This is a genomic window from Acinetobacter sp. 148 (assembly GCF_031196675.1).
GTDB lineage: Bacteria > Pseudomonadota > Gammaproteobacteria > Pseudomonadales > Moraxellaceae > Acinetobacter > Acinetobacter baumannii.
The window spans coordinates 17,221-34,848 of sequence record NZ_JAVIMT010000063.1 but is presented as its reverse complement, the minus strand read 5'-3'; the positions used below and the strand labels follow the sequence as shown (position 1 = coordinate 34,848).

The 17,628-nt window shown below is 38.1% G+C and carries 18 protein-coding genes; 6 read left to right on the top strand and 12 right to left on the bottom strand.

The features are described from left to right. Positions 1-229: 229 nt before the first annotated feature. The 4 genes from RFX69_RS10965 to map all read right to left on the bottom strand — a co-directional run bounded on the left by RFX69_RS10965 (position 230) and on the right by map (position 5,525). Positions 230-1,444 carry an MFS transporter gene (locus tag RFX69_RS10965; protein ID WP_002045839.1) on the bottom strand — a complete coding sequence of 405 codons (1,215 nt, stop codon included), beginning with the start codon at positions 1,442-1,444 and terminating at the stop codon, positions 230-232. A 174-nt stretch (positions 1,445-1,618) separates the two neighbouring features. Beyond that, entirely contained in the window at positions 1,619-2,965 is a 1,347-nt protein-coding gene (locus RFX69_RS10960; protein WP_000097618.1) for an MFS transporter, read from the bottom strand. A gap of 409 nt (positions 2,966-3,374) precedes the next feature. Continuing rightward, complete coding sequence (locus RFX69_RS10955; protein ID WP_000976525.1) at positions 3,375-4,493, bottom strand: OmpW family protein; 1,119 nt, start codon at positions 4,491-4,493, stop codon at positions 3,375-3,377. A 204-nt stretch (positions 4,494-4,697) separates the two neighbouring features. After that, positions 4,698-5,525 (bottom strand): type I methionyl aminopeptidase, encoded by an 828-nt coding sequence (gene map, locus RFX69_RS10950; RefSeq protein ID WP_001089491.1) that lies wholly within the window; start codon positions 5,523-5,525, stop codon positions 4,698-4,700. Positions 5,526-5,735: 210 nt separating this feature from the next. Here map and rpsB point away from each other — a divergent pair, with 210 nt between their 5' ends. The 6 genes from rpsB (at position 5,736) to RFX69_RS10920 (ending at position 10,105) form a co-directional block, all read left to right on the top strand. Beyond that, positions 5,736-6,488, top strand: coding sequence for a 30S ribosomal protein S2 (gene rpsB, locus RFX69_RS10945; protein WP_001982118.1), 753 nt, complete (start codon positions 5,736-5,738; stop codon positions 6,486-6,488). Between the two features lie 137 nt (positions 6,489-6,625). Further along, positions 6,626-7,501 carry a translation elongation factor Ts gene (gene tsf, locus RFX69_RS10940; RefSeq protein WP_289332502.1) on the top strand — a complete coding sequence of 292 codons (876 nt, stop codon included), beginning with the start codon at positions 6,626-6,628 and terminating at the stop codon, positions 7,499-7,501. Positions 7,502-7,566: 65 nt separating this feature from the next. Continuing rightward, entirely contained in the window at positions 7,567-8,052 is a 486-nt protein-coding gene (locus RFX69_RS10935) for a DUF3465 domain-containing protein (protein ID WP_000182512.1), read from the top strand. Between the two features lie 98 nt (positions 8,053-8,150). Next, positions 8,151-8,975, top strand: a complete 825-nt coding sequence (locus RFX69_RS10930) for an AraC family transcriptional regulator (RefSeq protein ID WP_000554500.1) — start codon at positions 8,151-8,153, stop codon at positions 8,973-8,975. A 94-nt stretch (positions 8,976-9,069) separates the two neighbouring features. Then, positions 9,070-9,786: an AzlC family ABC transporter permease gene (locus tag RFX69_RS10925; protein ID WP_079745773.1), complete on the top strand. Its 717-nt coding sequence runs from the start codon at positions 9,070-9,072 to the stop codon at positions 9,784-9,786. 1 nt (position 9,787) lies between these two features. Continuing rightward, the gene (locus RFX69_RS10920) at positions 9,788-10,105 is read left to right on the top strand and encodes an AzlD domain-containing protein (RefSeq protein ID WP_000118659.1); all 318 of its coding nucleotides are present in this window, start codon (positions 9,788-9,790) and stop codon (positions 10,103-10,105) included. A gap of 40 nt (positions 10,106-10,145) precedes the next feature. Here RFX69_RS10920 and RFX69_RS10915 read toward each other — a convergent pair whose 3' ends face one another. From RFX69_RS10915 to RFX69_RS10880, 8 genes are all read right to left on the bottom strand, one after another. Next, positions 10,146-10,598 (bottom strand): DUF962 domain-containing protein, encoded by a 453-nt coding sequence (locus RFX69_RS10915; RefSeq protein ID WP_289332501.1) that lies wholly within the window; start codon positions 10,596-10,598, stop codon positions 10,146-10,148. A 555-nt stretch (positions 10,599-11,153) separates the two neighbouring features. Beyond that, the gene (locus tag RFX69_RS10910) at positions 11,154-11,771 is read right to left on the bottom strand and encodes a septal ring lytic transglycosylase RlpA family protein (RefSeq protein WP_001177236.1); all 618 of its coding nucleotides are present in this window, start codon (positions 11,769-11,771) and stop codon (positions 11,154-11,156) included. Positions 11,772-12,061: 290 nt separating this feature from the next. Next, entirely contained in the window at positions 12,062-13,063 is a 1,002-nt protein-coding gene (gene mltB / locus RFX69_RS10905) for a lytic murein transglycosylase B (protein WP_000951088.1), read from the bottom strand. Between the two features lie 19 nt (positions 13,064-13,082). Next, a complete protein-coding gene (gene rodA / locus RFX69_RS10900) occupies positions 13,083-14,225 on the bottom strand; it encodes a rod shape-determining protein RodA (protein ID WP_000075224.1) in 1,143 nt (380 codons plus the stop codon). A gap of 128 nt (positions 14,226-14,353) precedes the next feature. Beyond that, the gene (locus tag RFX69_RS10895) at positions 14,354-15,004 is read right to left on the bottom strand and encodes a hypothetical protein (protein ID WP_001115740.1); all 651 of its coding nucleotides are present in this window, start codon (positions 15,002-15,004) and stop codon (positions 14,354-14,356) included. Positions 15,005-15,027: 23 nt separating this feature from the next. Then, positions 15,028-15,840: an NADPH-dependent 7-cyano-7-deazaguanine reductase QueF gene (queF, locus tag RFX69_RS10890; RefSeq protein WP_005128247.1), complete on the bottom strand. Its 813-nt coding sequence runs from the start codon at positions 15,838-15,840 to the stop codon at positions 15,028-15,030. Further along, positions 15,837-16,610: an ABC transporter permease gene (locus tag RFX69_RS10885; RefSeq protein ID WP_309169338.1), complete on the bottom strand. Its 774-nt coding sequence runs from the start codon at positions 16,608-16,610 to the stop codon at positions 15,837-15,839. Before RFX69_RS10885 ends, queF begins: the two co-directional genes overlap by 4 nt. Then, a complete protein-coding gene (locus tag RFX69_RS10880; RefSeq protein ID WP_000128669.1) occupies positions 16,607-17,542 on the bottom strand; it encodes an ABC transporter ATP-binding protein in 936 nt (311 codons plus the stop codon). The genes RFX69_RS10885 and RFX69_RS10880 overlap by 4 nt, the downstream gene beginning before the upstream one ends. Between the last annotated feature and the right edge of the window lie 86 nt (positions 17,543-17,628).

Below are 17,628 nucleotides of genomic sequence, written 5' to 3'. Positions count from 1 at the left end.
TTCATAAAAAAGCCCGCAAACTTGCGGGCTTTTTTATTTTTATTAGACCATATGTTTTTTATATTTTTATGACAATGTACAGAGTGATTTCAGCGTCTCATCTTTCTAGTGTGCACAAAATGCTTGATTAAAATATTCAAACAAATCAGGTGTCTGTTTCCATAAAACAATAGATAAAACCAGAAGAGCTAAGATGAGGAAAGTCATAATTGTTTTCAAAAGTACAGCATTATGTGTCATGAATAACAGCCTCCTCATTTACAAAGAAATGTACGATTACCCCTAATATACTCAATGCGATAGAACAGAGCCAAATCGCATTGTAATTACCTGTTAAATCATGGTTAACACCGCCAAGCCAACCACCAAAGAAAGACCCGACTTGATGGGTGAAAAACACAATACCACTTAACATTGAAAGGTATTTAACACCAAACATATTTGCCACGATACCATTGGTGAGCGGAACCGTAGAAAGCCATAGAAGCCCCATGATAATACCGAAAGCATATACTGTATAAGTGCTTAGAGGTAATAATAAGAAAGCAATGATTGCGATGCCGCGGCTACCATAAAGTGCCATTAATAATTTAGGCTTCGAAAAACGATCTCCTAACCAGCCTGCGCCATAAGTCCCTACGATATTAAATAATCCGACTAAAGCAAGAAACACCGTACCTGTAGCGGCATCAAAGCCGTGGTCGATTAAATAACCTGGTAGGTGAACACCCAAAAAGACAACTTGGAAGCCACATACTAAAAAGCCTAAAGCTAACCACCAAAAAGGTTTATGTTTTCTCGCAATGTGAAGTACTTGTTTAAAGGTGAGCTGAGGTTGGGCAATTGCTTTTGGGGTTTGGTTGCTTGGCCCTTTTAACATCCATGCTAGAGGAATAATAAGAGCGATTAACAGGGCACTTACCATTAAAGCTGATGACCATCCCACTGTCTTAAGTAAGAGAAGGGTAGAAGGCAGCATAATAAATTGGCCAAAAGAACCGGCTGCACTAGCAATACCCATTGCCATACTTCTTTTTTCTGGCGGAGCAGCTCGGCCTACTGCGCTAAGCAAAACTGTAAAAGAGGTTGCTGATAAAGCTAAACCAATAATAAGACCTAAGCTTAAATTCAAAATGAGTACACTTGAACTAAAAGCCATTAAGAGTAAGCCAAGGGTATAAAGTAATCCGCCGACTGTTACCACAACTTTACTGCCATATTTATCTGCAATTGCCCCAGTAAAAGGCTGAACTGCACCCCAGATTAGATTTTGCATGGCAATTGCTAGACTAAAAACATGCTGTCCCCAACCGAACTCATGACTCATCGGGACTAAATAAAGCCCAAAACCATGTCGTACACCTAGTGACAAAGCCAAAATAATGGCACTTCCAATGAGCATATAAATGAGTGATTGAGAAAATTGATGGCTTGTTTTAGTCATTGTGAGTAGAAAATTATAAGAATGTGATAAATCATTGTAGAAGATATATCGAATAATATCGATATATCTATGAAATTATTTTAAGAAAAATTAAAAAGTATCTAAGAGATTTCGGATTAGTATGAAAAAGGTGAAGAAGCAAAAATCATTTGTGATTTCTGCTTCTTATTAAAATTAAGCTGCGGAATTACGTTCAAGTAGAGCCTGTTCAAAAAGTACTTTTTCTTTTTCTTTGTGCTCAGTTGTGAAGCGAATCAAAATTACACTACAGCCTGCAACCATAACCAGTCCACCTAAAATAAATAGACAAGTTTGAATATCGAGTACGCCTTTTAGTAAGAAACCAGCTGCCACTGCGCCCACATTTCCACCTGCGCCAATAATGCCTGCGACGCCGCCTAATGCATTTCGGTCAATAAAAGGGACCAGTGCATATGTTGCTCCGCAAGCCATATGGGTAAACAATGCAAAAATTGTCATGGAAATAATTGCAAGAGCTACAACGTTCATTTGAGAGAAGAGTATTAAGAATAAACCTTCGCCTAAAATCATCAGTACAAGTACTTTAGTACGTCCGTCTAAACCTTTTTTGAGTGCGACTTTATCGGAAATAATACCGCCCAATGCACGTGCAAATAAGGCAAGAAGTCCAAATATACCTGCGGTTAACCCTGCTGTTTTTAAATCCATTTTGAATTGGTCAACATAGTACATTGCGGCAACATTATGGATGAAAATTTCAATACCAAAGCAAGCACCATAAGCGAGGAATAAAATCCAGACACGGTAGTTACGAGCCGCTTGCATTAAGATTGCCATGCCACCTTTTTTACCACTACCCACCTCAATACCTTGTGCACGAACTTCTTTAAAGTTTCCTTGAGGACAGTCTTGGGTGAGTTTCCAGTAAAGAACCCCAACAATTACCATCATTACGCCTGGTACGATTAATGCAACGCGCCAACCCATAGTTTGCTCGACACCGAACATGACAATTGCACCGAGTAATAAAGGCATTAGAGCTTGTGTTGCACCACCGCCAGCATTACCCCAACCCGCAGCAGCTGCATTTGCTGTGCCTACGACATTTGGCGCAAACATGATACTGGTATGATATTGCGTAATGACAAAGCTTGCGCCAATTGCACCGATGAGTAAACGGAAGAAAAGAAAAGATTCATAGCTGTTGGCAGCGGCAACACCAAATACAGGAATACTGCCAAGTAAGAGAAGGGTGGTGTAAGTAATACGCGGACCATATTTATCACAAAGTGGTCCGACAGCAAGCCGCACTAAAATTGTAATTGCAACGGCGGCAATATTAATATTGGCAATTTGATCTTTGGTTAAGCCGAACTCACCTTTAATAACGGGCATTAATGGAGCGCAAGCAAACCATGCGAAGAAGCAGACAAAGAACGCGAGCCAAGTCATGTGGAAAGCACGCATGGCTGGGGTTGAAAAACTGAATAATTTAATTTCAGTCGCTTTTTTTGCATCTAAATTAATATTTGAAGACATACGCCGTCCCCCTGAACTGAACGAAATTTTAATTTGCACGACAAAATGAATTGTCTATTTGCATACCGATCAGAGCGGACATCTTTGGCCGTCTTGGTTTATCCATTGAATCGCCATTGATTCATCATGTTATAAATAAAGCAAAGGGCGTGCCAAAAGATAATTTTTACTAAAAGGAAAATCTTAGTTTTTAATTTTATTAGGTTAGTTGTCTAACATAAAAATGATTAGAGAAAAGGAATTAAAAGAAGAGGTGATAATAAAAAATAAAGAAGGTTGAGCTTAGTAAACACGTTTCTAAAAAATGCTCATTTTTTTGGCATTTTGGTTTAAAAAGAAGCAATTTTAGTGGGATAAAAAAGCTATAAAAGCTTAAGTAAAGCTTTTATAGCTTGTGTGCTTTTGAGATTTAGAATCGGTAACCCACACCTAAATAAGTAATAAGCGGGTCAATATCAATTTTGCTATTTGCCTGAATTAATTCTTTACCTGTATTTTGATCAGTCACGTAAATTTTTGCTTCGCTATTCATTTTCGAATAAGAAACTGAGCCTACAGCAAACAAGTTCGGATTAAAATCATAAGTTGCTCCTACGGTAACGATAGGTGCAAATGTATCTGTCGCTTCTAGTTTCACAATAGGATTAGCAGAAGATGTTTTACGATCTAATGCTGCACCTGCTTTATTATCATGGATATTCTGGATCATGTGACCCGCTTGAATTAAATCGGCTTCAATACCGGAATTCATTTTTAAATCATTAAAGTATGCATACATCACGCCAGCTCCGATATAAGGACGGAACTTATTTACACCTGTTTTACCAAATTGATAATGTAGCTCAACAGCTGGTAACCATGCACGTGCGGTCGCAGCCTTACCGCCCTGAGAAAGATCAGTAATATGAATGTCTTGCTTTAAAGGAATATCTCCACCCGCTTTGGCAATACCATCTCCGATGATTCCTCCAATCACAGATCCATCTTTTAGTGGAGTCGCTTTTCCAGAGAGGGGAGCGTAAATATTACCTTTTCCATTAATATCTACTTTAGGGGGAATACCACCTTTAATTTCTAAAGATAAATTATCCGTAAAGTTGTAGTTAAACATAAGACCAACGGTATCAACATCAGCAGCTTCTAAGCCAGAACCTTGTTGTTCCCATTGAGAAAGACCATTAATTTCTGCTGTACCCGCAAGTGATGAGGGAAGAGTGTCTGTAAACTTATCAAGAAGGCTAATAGTGCTATGCCAAAATTGTCCTGAAGGTTTACTTTGATCGATTGCGTCTAAAACGGCTTTTGTAGATACATCTCCAACTTTAGATTTTGTACCTTCTGCAACGCTAGTATTGATATTGACAGGGTTTCCTGAGCCTTGAGGCATAGCATGGAGCCAACCAGCTGAGACTGAAAAACGTTTGAAACCATCACCATCTTTTAAACTAAAATATGGGGAAGCGGCGGAAGTGACTGTTGGCAGAGCAAATAAGGCAGCTGTCATACAAAATAATGACTTTTTCATCATAAAAGGACTCCATGTCCGAGCATTTGTTTACTGATTTTTATTGAGCCCACCATAACGCGTTTTATTGAAATAATTGTGTATTAAAAATTAATAATTGTAATTTTTTTGAAATATTTGTTTATATTTGGAAATGTTTATTAATAAAAAGTACAAAATAAAAAAGAAAAGGCTACATAAAGCAGCCTTTTATTAATTTTGATTAAATTATTGATTGAAGCGTGAAAGATCTTCTTCTGGGCGAGCTGTTAATACTTCAATCCCTGTTTTAGTGACTAAAATAGTATGTTCATATTGAGCTGAAAGTTTATGGTCTTTGGTTACAACTGTCCATTTGTCACCAAGCAGTTTAGTTTGCCAAACACCAGCATTGACCATTGGTTCAATAGTGAAAGTCATACCAGCTTCTAAACGCATGCCTGTACCAGCTTGGCCATAGTGCAACACTTGAGGTTCATCATGGAAAACGGTACCAATGCCATGACCACAATATTCACGTACTACGCTAAAACGTTCTGATTCGACATATTTTTGGATGGCATGTCCAATATCGCCTAAATACGAACCATCTCTAACTGTTGCCATTCCGCGATACATCGCTTCTTGAGCTACTTTACATAAACGATTTGCCAGAATAGAGGTTTCACCACCCACGATATACATCATGTTGGTATCGCCATGATAACCATCTTTAATGACGGTCACGTCGATGTTAAGGATATCGCCGTTTTTTAAGATTTTATTTTCAGAAGGAATACCATGACATACAACATGGTTAACCGAAGTACAGATAGAGTGTTGAAAAGCAGGGCGTCCTGGCGCACCACCGTAACCTACACAGGCCGGAATAGCGTGCTGTACATTTTCAATATGATTACGACAAATCGTATCAAGCTCGAGTGTACTTACACCAGCTTTAATATGCGGCTTGATCATATCTAGAACTTCAGCCGCCAGTCGTCCTGCAATGCGCATTTTTTCAATTTCATCTGGAGTTTTGATTAATCGACGTGGAGCTGTATAAGTACTGTTCATGATCTCTAAAAACTTTTGGTAATTTACAAGTGTCTATGGTATAAATAGCCGCCCATTTTATCAAATGCTTTTCGTGAATATCTTTTACGAAGAATTTTGATAAATGGAGTAAAAAATCCGCACATATATCGTCACATTACTCTGGGTGCCTGTAAAAGGGTGGAGAATGCGGATATATGGAGGCCTAACCCAACTTTTAAGGTAAAGAAAATGGCAGATTACAACGTAAGCATGCGCGACCTTCTTCAAGCAGGTGCGCACTTTGGTCACCAAACTCGTTTCTGGAACCCAAAAATGCGTCAATACATTTTTGGCGCGCGCAACAAAATTCACATCATCAACCTTGAGCACACTGTTCCTGCGTTAAATGATGCTTTGAACTTCGCTAACCAATTAGCAAGCAAAAAGAACAAAGTTTTGTTCGTTGGTACAAAACGTGCTGCTTCTAACATCATCCGTGAACAAGCTCAACGTGCTGGTCAACCATACGTAGATCACCGTTGGTTAGGTGGTATGTTGACGAACTGGAAAACACTTCGCCAATCTATCAACCGTTTAAAAGATCTTCAAACTCAATCTCAAGACGGTACTTTTGCTAAGCTTACTAAACGTGAAGCTTTAGAACGTACTCGTGAGATGGAAAAACTTGAGCGCTCTTTAGGCGGCGTTAAAAACATGGGTGGTTTACCTGACGCATTATTTGTAATCGACGTTGATCACGAAGCGATTGCAATCAAAGAAGCGAAAAACTTAGGTATTCCTGTTATCGGTATCGTTGATACAAACTCTAACCCAGACAACGTAGATTACGTTATTCCTGGTAACGACGATGCGATCCGTGCAGTAACTTTATATGCTTCAGCTATGGCTGATGCAATTCTTGCTGGTAAAGAATACGCTCAATCTCAAGCGAACGCTCAAGCAAAAGGCGATGACGCTGCGAAAGACGCTTCTGAGGCTTAATGCGTTTTGACGCAGGCTTGTCATTTTTGCGACATGTAATGGTGGCAAATTAAGCGTCGAGAGTGCAAACGGCCCAGAGTTTCTTTGGGCCGTTTTTGTTGAACAGATTTATTTTCTACCGATTTTAGGAGATCAACATGACTGCAATTACTGCAAGCATGGTAAAAGAATTACGTGACCGTACTGGTCTTGCAATGATGGAATGCAAAAAAGCATTAACAGAAGCGAACGGTGACATCGAACTTGCTATTGATAACCTTCGTAAATCTGGTCAAGCTAAAGCTGCTAAAAAAGCTGGCAACATTGCTGCTGACGGTGCAATCACTATCGTTCAAGACGGTAATAAAGCGATCTTAGTTGAAGTAAACTGTCAAACTGACTTCGTTGCTAAAGACGAAAACTTCTCTAACTTTGCACACACAGTTGCTGCTGCTGCATTAGCTGCTGGCGAAACTGATGCTGCTAAAATTGCTGAATTAAAATTAGCTGATGGCCAATCAGTTGAAGAAGCTCGTATCGCGCTTGTTCAAAAAATCGGTGAAAACATCCAAGTTCGTCGTGCGAAAATCGTTGAAGGCGAACAATTGGCTATCTATAAACACGGTTTAAAAATCGGTGTTGTAGTTTCTTATACTGGTGATGCTGACACTGGTAAAGGTATTGCAATGCACGTTGCTGCATTCAACCCAGTAGCAGTAAATGCTGAAGCTGTTCCAGCTGACCTTATCGCTAAAGAGAAAGAAATTGCTGAAGCGAAAGCGTTAGAATCTGGTAAACCAGCGAACATCGTTGAGAAAATGGTAACTGGTTCTGTTGAGAAATACTTAAACGAAGTTGCTCTTGACCGTCAAATGTACGTTATCGACAACGAGAAAAAAGTTGCTGACGTATTAAAAGTGACTGGTACAAATGTTGCTAACTTCGTACGTTTCGAAGTTGGTGAAGGTATCGAGAAAAAAGCTGAACTTAGCTTTGCTGAAGAAGTTGCTGCTGCTCAAGCTGCTGCGAAGTAATTCGTATCTTCAAAAAAAGCCCCCTATGGGGCTTTTTTTATCTCTGTTGAAAACGGAATCTAAAGATGACAAATAAAAAGAATCTAGGTATTGGCGGCATAATTGTTTTATTGATTGCTGCATATTTGGGTCTGGACTTATCTGGGCATAAAAACAATCCGACACCATCATCAAGCATACCTGCGAATCAGCGTACTGAAACGACGTTTTCAAATGATGGAATAGATACCATAAAGGCTGCTTATGAACGTAGACAAAGTAACGTTCAAGTGCAGGGTAGTGGTCGAGTAAAAGCAATCTTAAGAGAAGATAATGATGGGTCGAGACACCAGAAATTTATTTTGGTATTAAAAAATGGTCTTTCAATTTTAGTAGCACATAATATTGATTTAGCACCAAAAATTGAAGATTTAAGAAAGGGTGATATTGTCGAATTTAACGGGGAATATGAATATAACGAAAAAGGTGGAGTATTACATTGGACGCATCATGATCCCCAGAATCGCCATGAAAATGGTTGGCTGAAACATAATGGTCGTATTTATCAATAGAAAATAGGATATCCATTTCCGCATAACAGCAATTTTGTTCTATGCATCTTTTTAAAACATGCTATGTTTTTTTGTAGATAAATAGATGAGATGTATATATGCACCGGGAACAGGCTGACTACTTGCATTTGCGAGAGTTGGGCGGTTTAGAATTATTAAAAGCACATTATCACCAAACACAATTTTCAAAGCATACTCATGAAGGATATTGTATTGGTGTCATTGAAGAGGGTGCACAGTCTTTTTTTAGGACGGGTCAGCTACATGTAGCCCCTAAAGGTGACATTATTTTGGTTAATGCAGATGAAATTCACACAGGCTCATCTGCTGTTGAATCGGGCTGGCGTTACCGTGCAATCTATCCTACACCCGAAATGCTTGCTGAAGTAAGCCAAGATTTTTTTGAGCAAGGCCATGGGGCACCTTGGTTTCCGCAAGCTGTAATTCAGGACTTGGGATTATCTCAACAACTCTGTTTATTATTTGATTTATTAGAACAAAAAGACAATTTTTTGCTTAAAGAAACCATGTATTTATCAACATTAGCATGCTTAATGGTACGTCATGGTAAGTCAAGACACACCTTTTGCGAGTTACCAGAAGCTTATTCAAAAGTATTAAAAGTTAAAGATTTGTTAGCTGATATGCCTGAAAAGAATTTTTCTTTGCAGGAATTGGCTGATATGGTCGGGTTAAGTGCATGGCATTTTTTAAGACAATTTAAAAAACATGTGGGTTTACCGCCTCATGCATGGTTAGTACAGGCGCGTTTGCAAAAAGCGAGACAATTATTAAAACAAGGCGTTCAAATTGTAATGGTTGCACAGCAATGTGGTTTTTCTGATCAAAGCCATTTTAATCGTCATTTTAAAAAGGCGATGGGTGTTACACCAACCCAATATGTGGCGAGTCTTAATCTTTAAAATTTATTTGCAGTGCTAACCGCAATTTTGTTCAAGCGAAGCTGAGCTAAATACCAGAAAATCTATAAATAATAACTGTTATAGATGTCTAGGGATGAATACTCATTTAAATCAATCTATTAGATTTTCTAAAAGCCGACCACCGCATCTTTTTTTACGAGGAGCGATAGATATATTGCCACTATCTATTTCGGTTATACCATGGGCTATTTTAGCTGGATCAATGGCAATTCATGCGGGTTTATCATTTTATAAAGCACTAGCGATGTCAGGAATTGTGTTTGCTGGCGCTGCGCAATTAGTAAGTTTAAGCATGGTGATGGAAGGTGCATCGTTATTAACCATCTATGTCACTATTTTCTTTCTTACTGCTCAACATTTTATTTATGCTTTAACTTTAAGAAATCATGTTTCTATTTTGCCTCTTCCAAAAAGATTAACTTTAGGGTTTCTGCTTACCGACGAATTATTTGCAGTAAGTGTTCCTAATGAGAAAAAACATCCTCAATACTTATTCGGAGCAGGTCTTTGCTTTTATTTATTTTGGGTGGTTTTTAGTTTAGTGGGTATTTTATTAGCAACAGCGCTACCTAATTTATTAAATTATCATTTGGATTTTTCCATTATTGCTATTTTTGTTGCCATGATTGTTCCTATGTGTAAAGGGAAGCCTGTAATGGCAGGTATTTTAATGACTTGTATCAGTGGTTTTGTGCTTAAATTTTTTCATATAGAAGGAGCCATTCTAATCTCTGGTTTATTGGGGATGTTTATTGCGGTAATAGTCGAAAATAAAATGGGAGAAAAATAAAATGTCATGGCTTATGATTTTAGGACTGGCAGCTATCGTATTTTTTAATCGTTATTATTTTTTGGAACCAAACGTAAAAGTCAAATTACCAGTACTTATGAATAAAATGTTGAATTATTCAGCTCCTTGTTTATTAAGTGCTATTTGTATTCCAGTAATTTTTTTTGAAAATAATGAATTAAGAGGATTTTTAGATAATCCTTACTTATACGCAACGATATTTTGTACTGTCGTGGCTTTCTATTTTAAAAAAGTGTTACCGAGCGTTCTGCTGAGCCTGGCATTTTTTTATTTTATAAATTTTCTAATAAATCATTAAGTTAAAGCTGAATCATTTTAGGATTCAGCTTCTTAAAAATTTATTGAGCAATCAGTTTCTTCTGACGGCTTTTCCAATGAGGTAATATCTTTGCAAGATAAGCATCCATATACCAGGCCGGACCAATCAAGAGAAATTGCAAATCTTTAAAGAAAGAAGGTTTTTTGCCTTCAACTTTATGTCCATAAAATTGTCCAATCCAGGCAAACACAAAAAGAGCAATATAAAATCCTACACCTACTGGCAGAACATAAATAAGCCATGCCATCACAACAAGTAGAGCAGCCATTGCTACTGCAAGTACAAGATCAAGCCGAGCATAAAAAATGAGGGTCAGTACTACGAGTAAAGCGGTGAGTAGGGCACTAAAGTGAGCAATAATTCCAATAATCGAAAATAAAATAGCTGGAACACATACCCAGTGAATTTTTTTATTTATCGGGTTTTGATGACTTTCACTATATTCATCAAACCATTCACCGATAGATTTCATAGACCTTGTTCTCCTTGTCTAATTTTGAGTCATTCTTTTTCTGTTTATATTTTATCCTCTCGTTATCGGGAGAGACAAGACAAGTTGTATATCGACATGTTTGTAAAATCAAGTAAGCCTAAAATTTAAAGTTTATTCATTGCGGCGCAAAAATGAAAACTGTACTGAAGAAAGGTAGGGCTGAGCTCAAAAATTTCAGGTTATTTATTTGTGATTTTGATAGAGACAAATCCTCAAAAAAATCTCATTTTCATGAAGAGTGGGAAAATAATAGAAAAATACTCAACTCATCTTGTCTTAAAACGCAATAAACAGCTCTTTTTAGACTAAAGTGGTACTAGGGTAGCGGAATTATTTTAAAATGGCTGTAATCGAAAAATATGCGCAAAAATCGATAAAGAATAAATCAGTGTGTTTTTGGGTTAAAAAATAATCATTTTTGTAATGAAAAAACGAGTCTAGACACAAAATTTTTATAGGGTTTTTTTGCTCTTTTTATATTAAAAAAGCCACAACTTAACTTGTGGCTTTTTCATGAACTCGAGGAGTAATCGCTTATGAAGTAGGACCGTCTACACGCTCAATACTTACTTTAGCAGTACCAGCATTGGTAATACCAAGGCGTTTAGCTGCACCGTATGATAAATCAAGCACACGATTACCATGGAAAGGACCACGATCGTTTACTTTTACCACTACGCTTTTGCCATTGTCTTTGTTGGTGACACGGATATAACAGTTAAGCGGTAAGCTACGGTGAGCAGCAGTAAGTGCATTCATATCGAATGTTTCACCACTTGCAGTTTTACGGCCATGAAATTGACGACCATACCACGATGCCATGCCAGTTTGGCTAAACTTACGAACAGTATTTGAAGCTACTGTGTTAAGTTTTTCAATCACTGAAGGCTCATCTTCAGGGATTTCAATTTTAGCTGCGATAGCTTGACGACGGATTTGATCGCCAGAACGTTCAGTGATTGAAAGACTGTTAATGTTAGAGAAACGAGAATTAAAGTTTTGAGTATCTTTACTCAACACACGAGCAGCTAAATTTGCATTTGGACCATCTACATCGCTATTTAATGATGATGATTGCATCATTTCAGCGTGCAGTGGGGCCATGCTTAAACTAGCCGTCAGTGCAAGAATGTATTTCAGCGATAACTGCATTTATATAAACTCCTGAGAACATGCACTTTTTCATTTAGCCAAAGAGCTAAAAATTGAAGTGAACATGCCTAATTATTCACTTTTGCAATTGCTTGATTGGGGTGGATAATATTCATCGCTTACGGAGAGTGTCTAGTCTTTAACGAGAAATAGTTACAAAAAGGGCAAAAACTTACAGTTTTAGGTTAAAAAATAACCAAATATGTAACAAGGTATTTAAAATGTTCGTATTGTGATCGATTTAACAAAAATATTTATTGACTTTTACATAAACTCATTAAAAAGCTAGCCTATCGGCTAGCTACTTCTGTACCTAATAACCATACGGCAGTCGCATACATTCGGCTTTTGTTATAAGTCGTAATTACTTGAAAGTTCGGATAGGTTAAATAGTAAATTGGACCATTATAGTCTTGTAATTGAATAACATTTACCATATCTAAGTCATCAATTTTGACTAACGGATTTAAAGGGGAAATCCCTTGATTTTTTAGTGCACCATACGGAGTGGGCTGGGTCAAATCTTTAGCAATGATACTTTCCGGATTTGAACCTGTGTAACGAGCCATAAAACCGATAGGTTGATCGCGTTGCCAGCCTTGTTTTGCTAAGTAATTTGCGATTGAGCCAATCGCATCTTCTGCAGAGTTTCGTAGGTCGATATGACCATTACCATCAAAGTCGACCCCGTACTTACTAATGTTGCTTGGCATAAACTGCGGGAAGCCAATGGCACCAGCATAAGAACCTACAATACTATTGGTTGGATAGCCTTCTTTGTAAGTCCATGCAATGAGAGCAGCTAACTCATCACCAAAATATTCAGCACGGCGAGGATAGCCAAAAGCTAACGTTGCAAGTGCATCACGAGTAATAAACGAGCCTTTATTGGCTCCATAACCTGTTTCAACACCTAAAATGCCTAGAATAACCGCTTGAGAGACACCAAATTGTTGTTCAGCACGATTGAGAGCATCGGCATATTGGTTTTTAAAGCGGACACCACGTTGAATAGTACCTTCGACTAAAAACATAGAGCGATAGTCGTACCAAGGCTTACTTTCACCAGGGCGAGTCATAATATTTATAATGTTTGGTAAATTTTTTGCACCATTCATAGCAGCGTCAACCTGTTCACCGCTTAAGCCATAAGTGCTCATGGCTTTTTGTTTAAAATTTAAATAGTTAGGATGAGTTACAAAATCATTGGCCTGAGCAAAATGACTTGTGCTAATAAGGCCAGTACACAAGGCAAGCACTTTTAAAGTTTTATTAACAAATTGAGACAACATATCTTTTTTAAATTCCAGATTATCGATGTGTATGAATAGACATGACTAAACCAAAAGTGGCCATTAAAGTAATAATAGCGGTACCGCCATAACTCATAAAAGGTAAGGGAACACCTACTACAGGTAAAATACCACTGACCATTCCTGCGTTTACAAATACATAAACAAAAAAAGACAAACCAAACGCGCCAGCCACTAATCGGCCATAATTGTGAAAGCTCTGTAAACCGATTTGAAATGTTCTAAAAATAATGGCTGAATAAAGAATTACTAATATAAGTACACCAATTAAACCGAATTCTTCTGAGTAAGCAGCAATAATAAAGTCAGTATGGCCTTCTGGTAAGAAGTGTAAATGTGATTGAGTACCTTCGAGGAAACCTTTCCCTGAGAACCCACCAGAACCGATTGCTGTTTTGGACTGAATAATGTTCCAGCCTGTTCCTAAAGCATCCGCTTCCGGGTCAAGCAATGTTAATACCCGTTGACGTTGATAGTCGTGTAAAAGGAATTCCCATGCAATTGGAATCACAATAGCTGCACAAGCTGCTGCTGCACCGATCATGCGCCAAGATAACCCACTTAAGAACAGTACAAAAATCCCACTTGCTAATACTAATAGTGATGTTCCTAGGTCAGGCTGTTCTGCAATAAGTAAAAATGGAACACCAATTAACATTAAAGACAAAATAACCTGCGAGAAGCTAGGAGGAAGAGGTTTGCGAGCTAAAAACCATGCAACCATCATTGGCATGCCAATTTTCATAAATTCGCTGGGTTGAACACTCCCGAACCCCGGAATATCGATCCAGCGCTGCGCACCCATGCGAACTTCACCAAAAACCATAACGCCAATTAAGGAAAACAGGCCAAATAAATAAAAATAAGGTGAAAAAGCTTGATAAACCTTGGGTGGAATTTGCGCTAGGCTAATCATGACCAGAAAGCCGATACCAAAGCTCATGGCCTGTTTACTGACGAGTCCCACATCTTGTGCAGATGCACTATAAAGTACCGTTAAACCTAACAATGCATTTAGGAATAAAAATAGGCATAACCAAGGGTCAATATGAAGCTGCTGCCAGCGCGAAGGTTGCATGGCAGTACTAAGGCCATCTCGAGGAGCTTGGCGTAAAAATTTATATTGTGGACTAGGAGACATGCGGCTTTAACTAAAGGTCAATCAGTGCTTGGCGCATGCTAACATAAACCTGATTTATGACAATGTATATCAATATTTTGCAATAAAAAAACCTGGCTCTCACCAGGTTTCCGATAGACTATTTTTTATTAGTTAAAGAATAGTCCATCATGATATTCAGCCATCGCTTTTAGTTCAGTGCGATTTAAACTTGGAATGAGTTTGTCGATCGCAATATGAACTGCTTTAGTTACAGCAGCAGCGCCAATATCGGCTGCTTTACGCTTAATCATGCCTAAATCTAATGTTTTATTAAAGTCAGACATAAAATGTCTCACCATAGCATCACCGAACTGTTTATATAGTTCTGCTAATGCTGCTTTATTAATATCATTACCCGCTTGAAGCTCGGCAAAATTATGCTTCAAGTTGGTAACTAGGCCAGCATCTAAAGCTACGCCAACTTTATATTGGCCTTGCGGATCTTTAAATAAGCTTTTCTCTGAAAACTCAACTGACTGTTTAACCACATCGTTTGGCGCTTTGCTGAGTAATTGCTTTAAAAGCACGGCAACTGTTGATTTGACATAACCAGCTAGTTTTTCGGCGGTATCTCTTTTTTCACTCGCTGGGAAATGTTGTACTAACTGAGTAAGTACATTTTCAATAATTTCTTCATTGAGTTGTAAAGCGATTTTGTCTCGAAGTGGATATAACGGTTCACTAGAATTTTTATTCGCAATTCCAGTCTGTATATCATTCAATAAGCCTTCAGAAGGGGTAAAACCAAAAAACGGCATGGTGTATCCTCAAATTATTCGTTTTATTGTCGTGCCAATCGAATCGGTTTTGGCATCCATGTAAGATCCGATACTCGGCAAGGATTGATATCAAGTCCACCGCGGCGAGTATAAGTTGCATAAACCATCAGCTTTTCAGGTTGCAAATTTTGCCAAATATCGGCAAAGATTTGTTCGACACATTGTTCGTGGAAACCGTTATGCTGACGGTACGAAATAATATAGGCTAAAAGACTACGATAACAAGGTTTTTTGCCCTTAAAACGAATAAAAACTGTCCCCCAATCCGGCTGGCCCGTGACTGGGCAGTTACTTCTCAAAAGATGAGAATACAGTTCAACTTCGATTTCTTCACCTGACTCATCAAGTTTTAAGAGAGTAGCATCAGGATGTTGTTCTAAACGCTCTGGCATAAGATTATCAATACAGATCCCTTGAGGTTTAGAAATCTCTAAATCATCTACTTGAAATAGGGTTAATTCAACTTTTGCACCTGCCGCAGCAGATAGATCTTTTTCAACTGTTTCAATGAATGACTGTGTAGAGTCAAACTGAGTGAAGTTAAGACTATTGAAATAAAGTTTTAATGACTTTGATTCAATCAAATTCGGTGAAGAAGCTGGCAGTGTAATTCTGCCGATAGCAACCTGTGGAATACCATGAGCATTCAACCAAGAAATTTCGAAAACGTGCCACCAATCTTTACCTTGGGTTATACCTTCGATATGAGCATATTTTTCACGAGATTGAGCACGTGCAATTGGAAATAACACATCGGGTTGATAGCTAGTTGGATATTGGGTTTCTTTACCCAATAAAGACTGTTCGACACTCATTCACGCATTCCTGAACCACGAGCAAGTAAATAATAAGCAATTCCGTAAAGTACAGCACAGCATAATGTCACAATGATTAAAGAGAACGAAACGTTCACGTCACTATGACCTAAAATGCCGAAACGGAAAGCATTTACCATATAAACAATAGGATTAATTAAAGAAAGTTTTTGCCAAAAAGGACCAAGTGCACTAATGGCATAAAACACACCACCTAAATAGGTAAGTGGAGTAAGTACAAATGTTGGAATAATAGAAATATCATCAAATGATTTTGCATAGACTGCATTAATAAAACCGCCTAAAGAAAATAAAACGGATGTAATTAATACTGTATATATAGTTACGAACCAGTTATGGAGAAAAAGATCAGTAAAAAACATACTCATCGCGGTAACGATTGCACCAACCAAGACACCTCGACAAATACCACCAATAACATAGCCCCACAAAATAATATGCAGAGGTACAGGGCTCATAATCAGCTCTTCAATGCTTTTTTGAAATTTCACACTAAAGAAACTCGATGATACATTGGCATAACTGTTGGTAATGACAGCCATCATGATGAGGCCAGGTACAATAAATTGCATGTAACTTACGCCACCCATGTCACCAATACGTGAGCCAACTAAATTACCGAAAATGACAAAGTACAAACTCATGGTAATTGCAGGTGGTAATAAGGTTTGTGGCCAAATGCGTAGAAATCGGCGTACTTCTTTACGAACTAGAGTCCAGAGGGCAATTTGCAGTTGGTTAAAGTTCATTTTGCCGCTCCTTCAAGATTTTTCTCGACCATTTTGACAAATAGCTCTTCAAGACGATTCGATTTATTTCGCATGCTGCGAACACGAATACCTTGTGACTCTAAAAGTTGGAATAAATCATTTAATGTATGTGCTTTATCCATTGTTACTTCTAAAGTACTACTATCAATTAAATTGAACTTCACACCAATAATATTGAGCTGGAGTGGGGCAATAGGTTCAGCCAAATCAAAAATAAAAGACTCTTCACTCAGCTGGTTTAAGAAACTTTTCATGCTGGTATCTTCTTTAATGACACCACGGTCAATGATGGCAATTTGACGACACAACATTTCTGCTTCTTCGAGATAATGTGTCGTTAAAATAATAGAAGTACCGTTTTCGTTCATTTCGGTCAGAAAATCCCACATAGAGCGGCGTAACTCAATATCTACACCCGCAGTAGGCTCATCTAAAATAAGAAGTTTGGGTTCATGCATCATGGCACGGGCAATCATAAGACGGCGTTTCATACCACCTGACAGCATACGTGCTTGTATATTACGTTTTTCCCATAGGCCCAGTTTTTCTAAATAATGTTCTGCACGCTTTTCTGCAATCTTTCTATGGATACCGTAATAACCAGCTTGCGTTACTAAAATATCAAATGCTTTTTCAAACTGCCCAAAGTTAAATTCCTGAGGGACAACGCCAAGCTGCTGTTTTGCCAAGGATGGATGAGTATCGAGATTATGTCCAAAAATCTCAACTGTTCCTGAGGTCTTTTTCGTGAGGGAGCTGATAATACCAATGGTTGTTGATTTGCCGGCGCCATTTGGACCTAACAACGCATAAAATTCACCTTCAGGCACAGTGAGGTTAATACCTTTTAACGCCTGAAAACCATTACGATATGTTTTGGACAAATCTCTTAAAACCAAAGCATCAGTCATGAAATTCTCACATTATGAAAGAGGGGTATATTTTGAGCGATAATGATTAATAAACCAAGTAAAATAGTCGGAATTTTATAAAATTG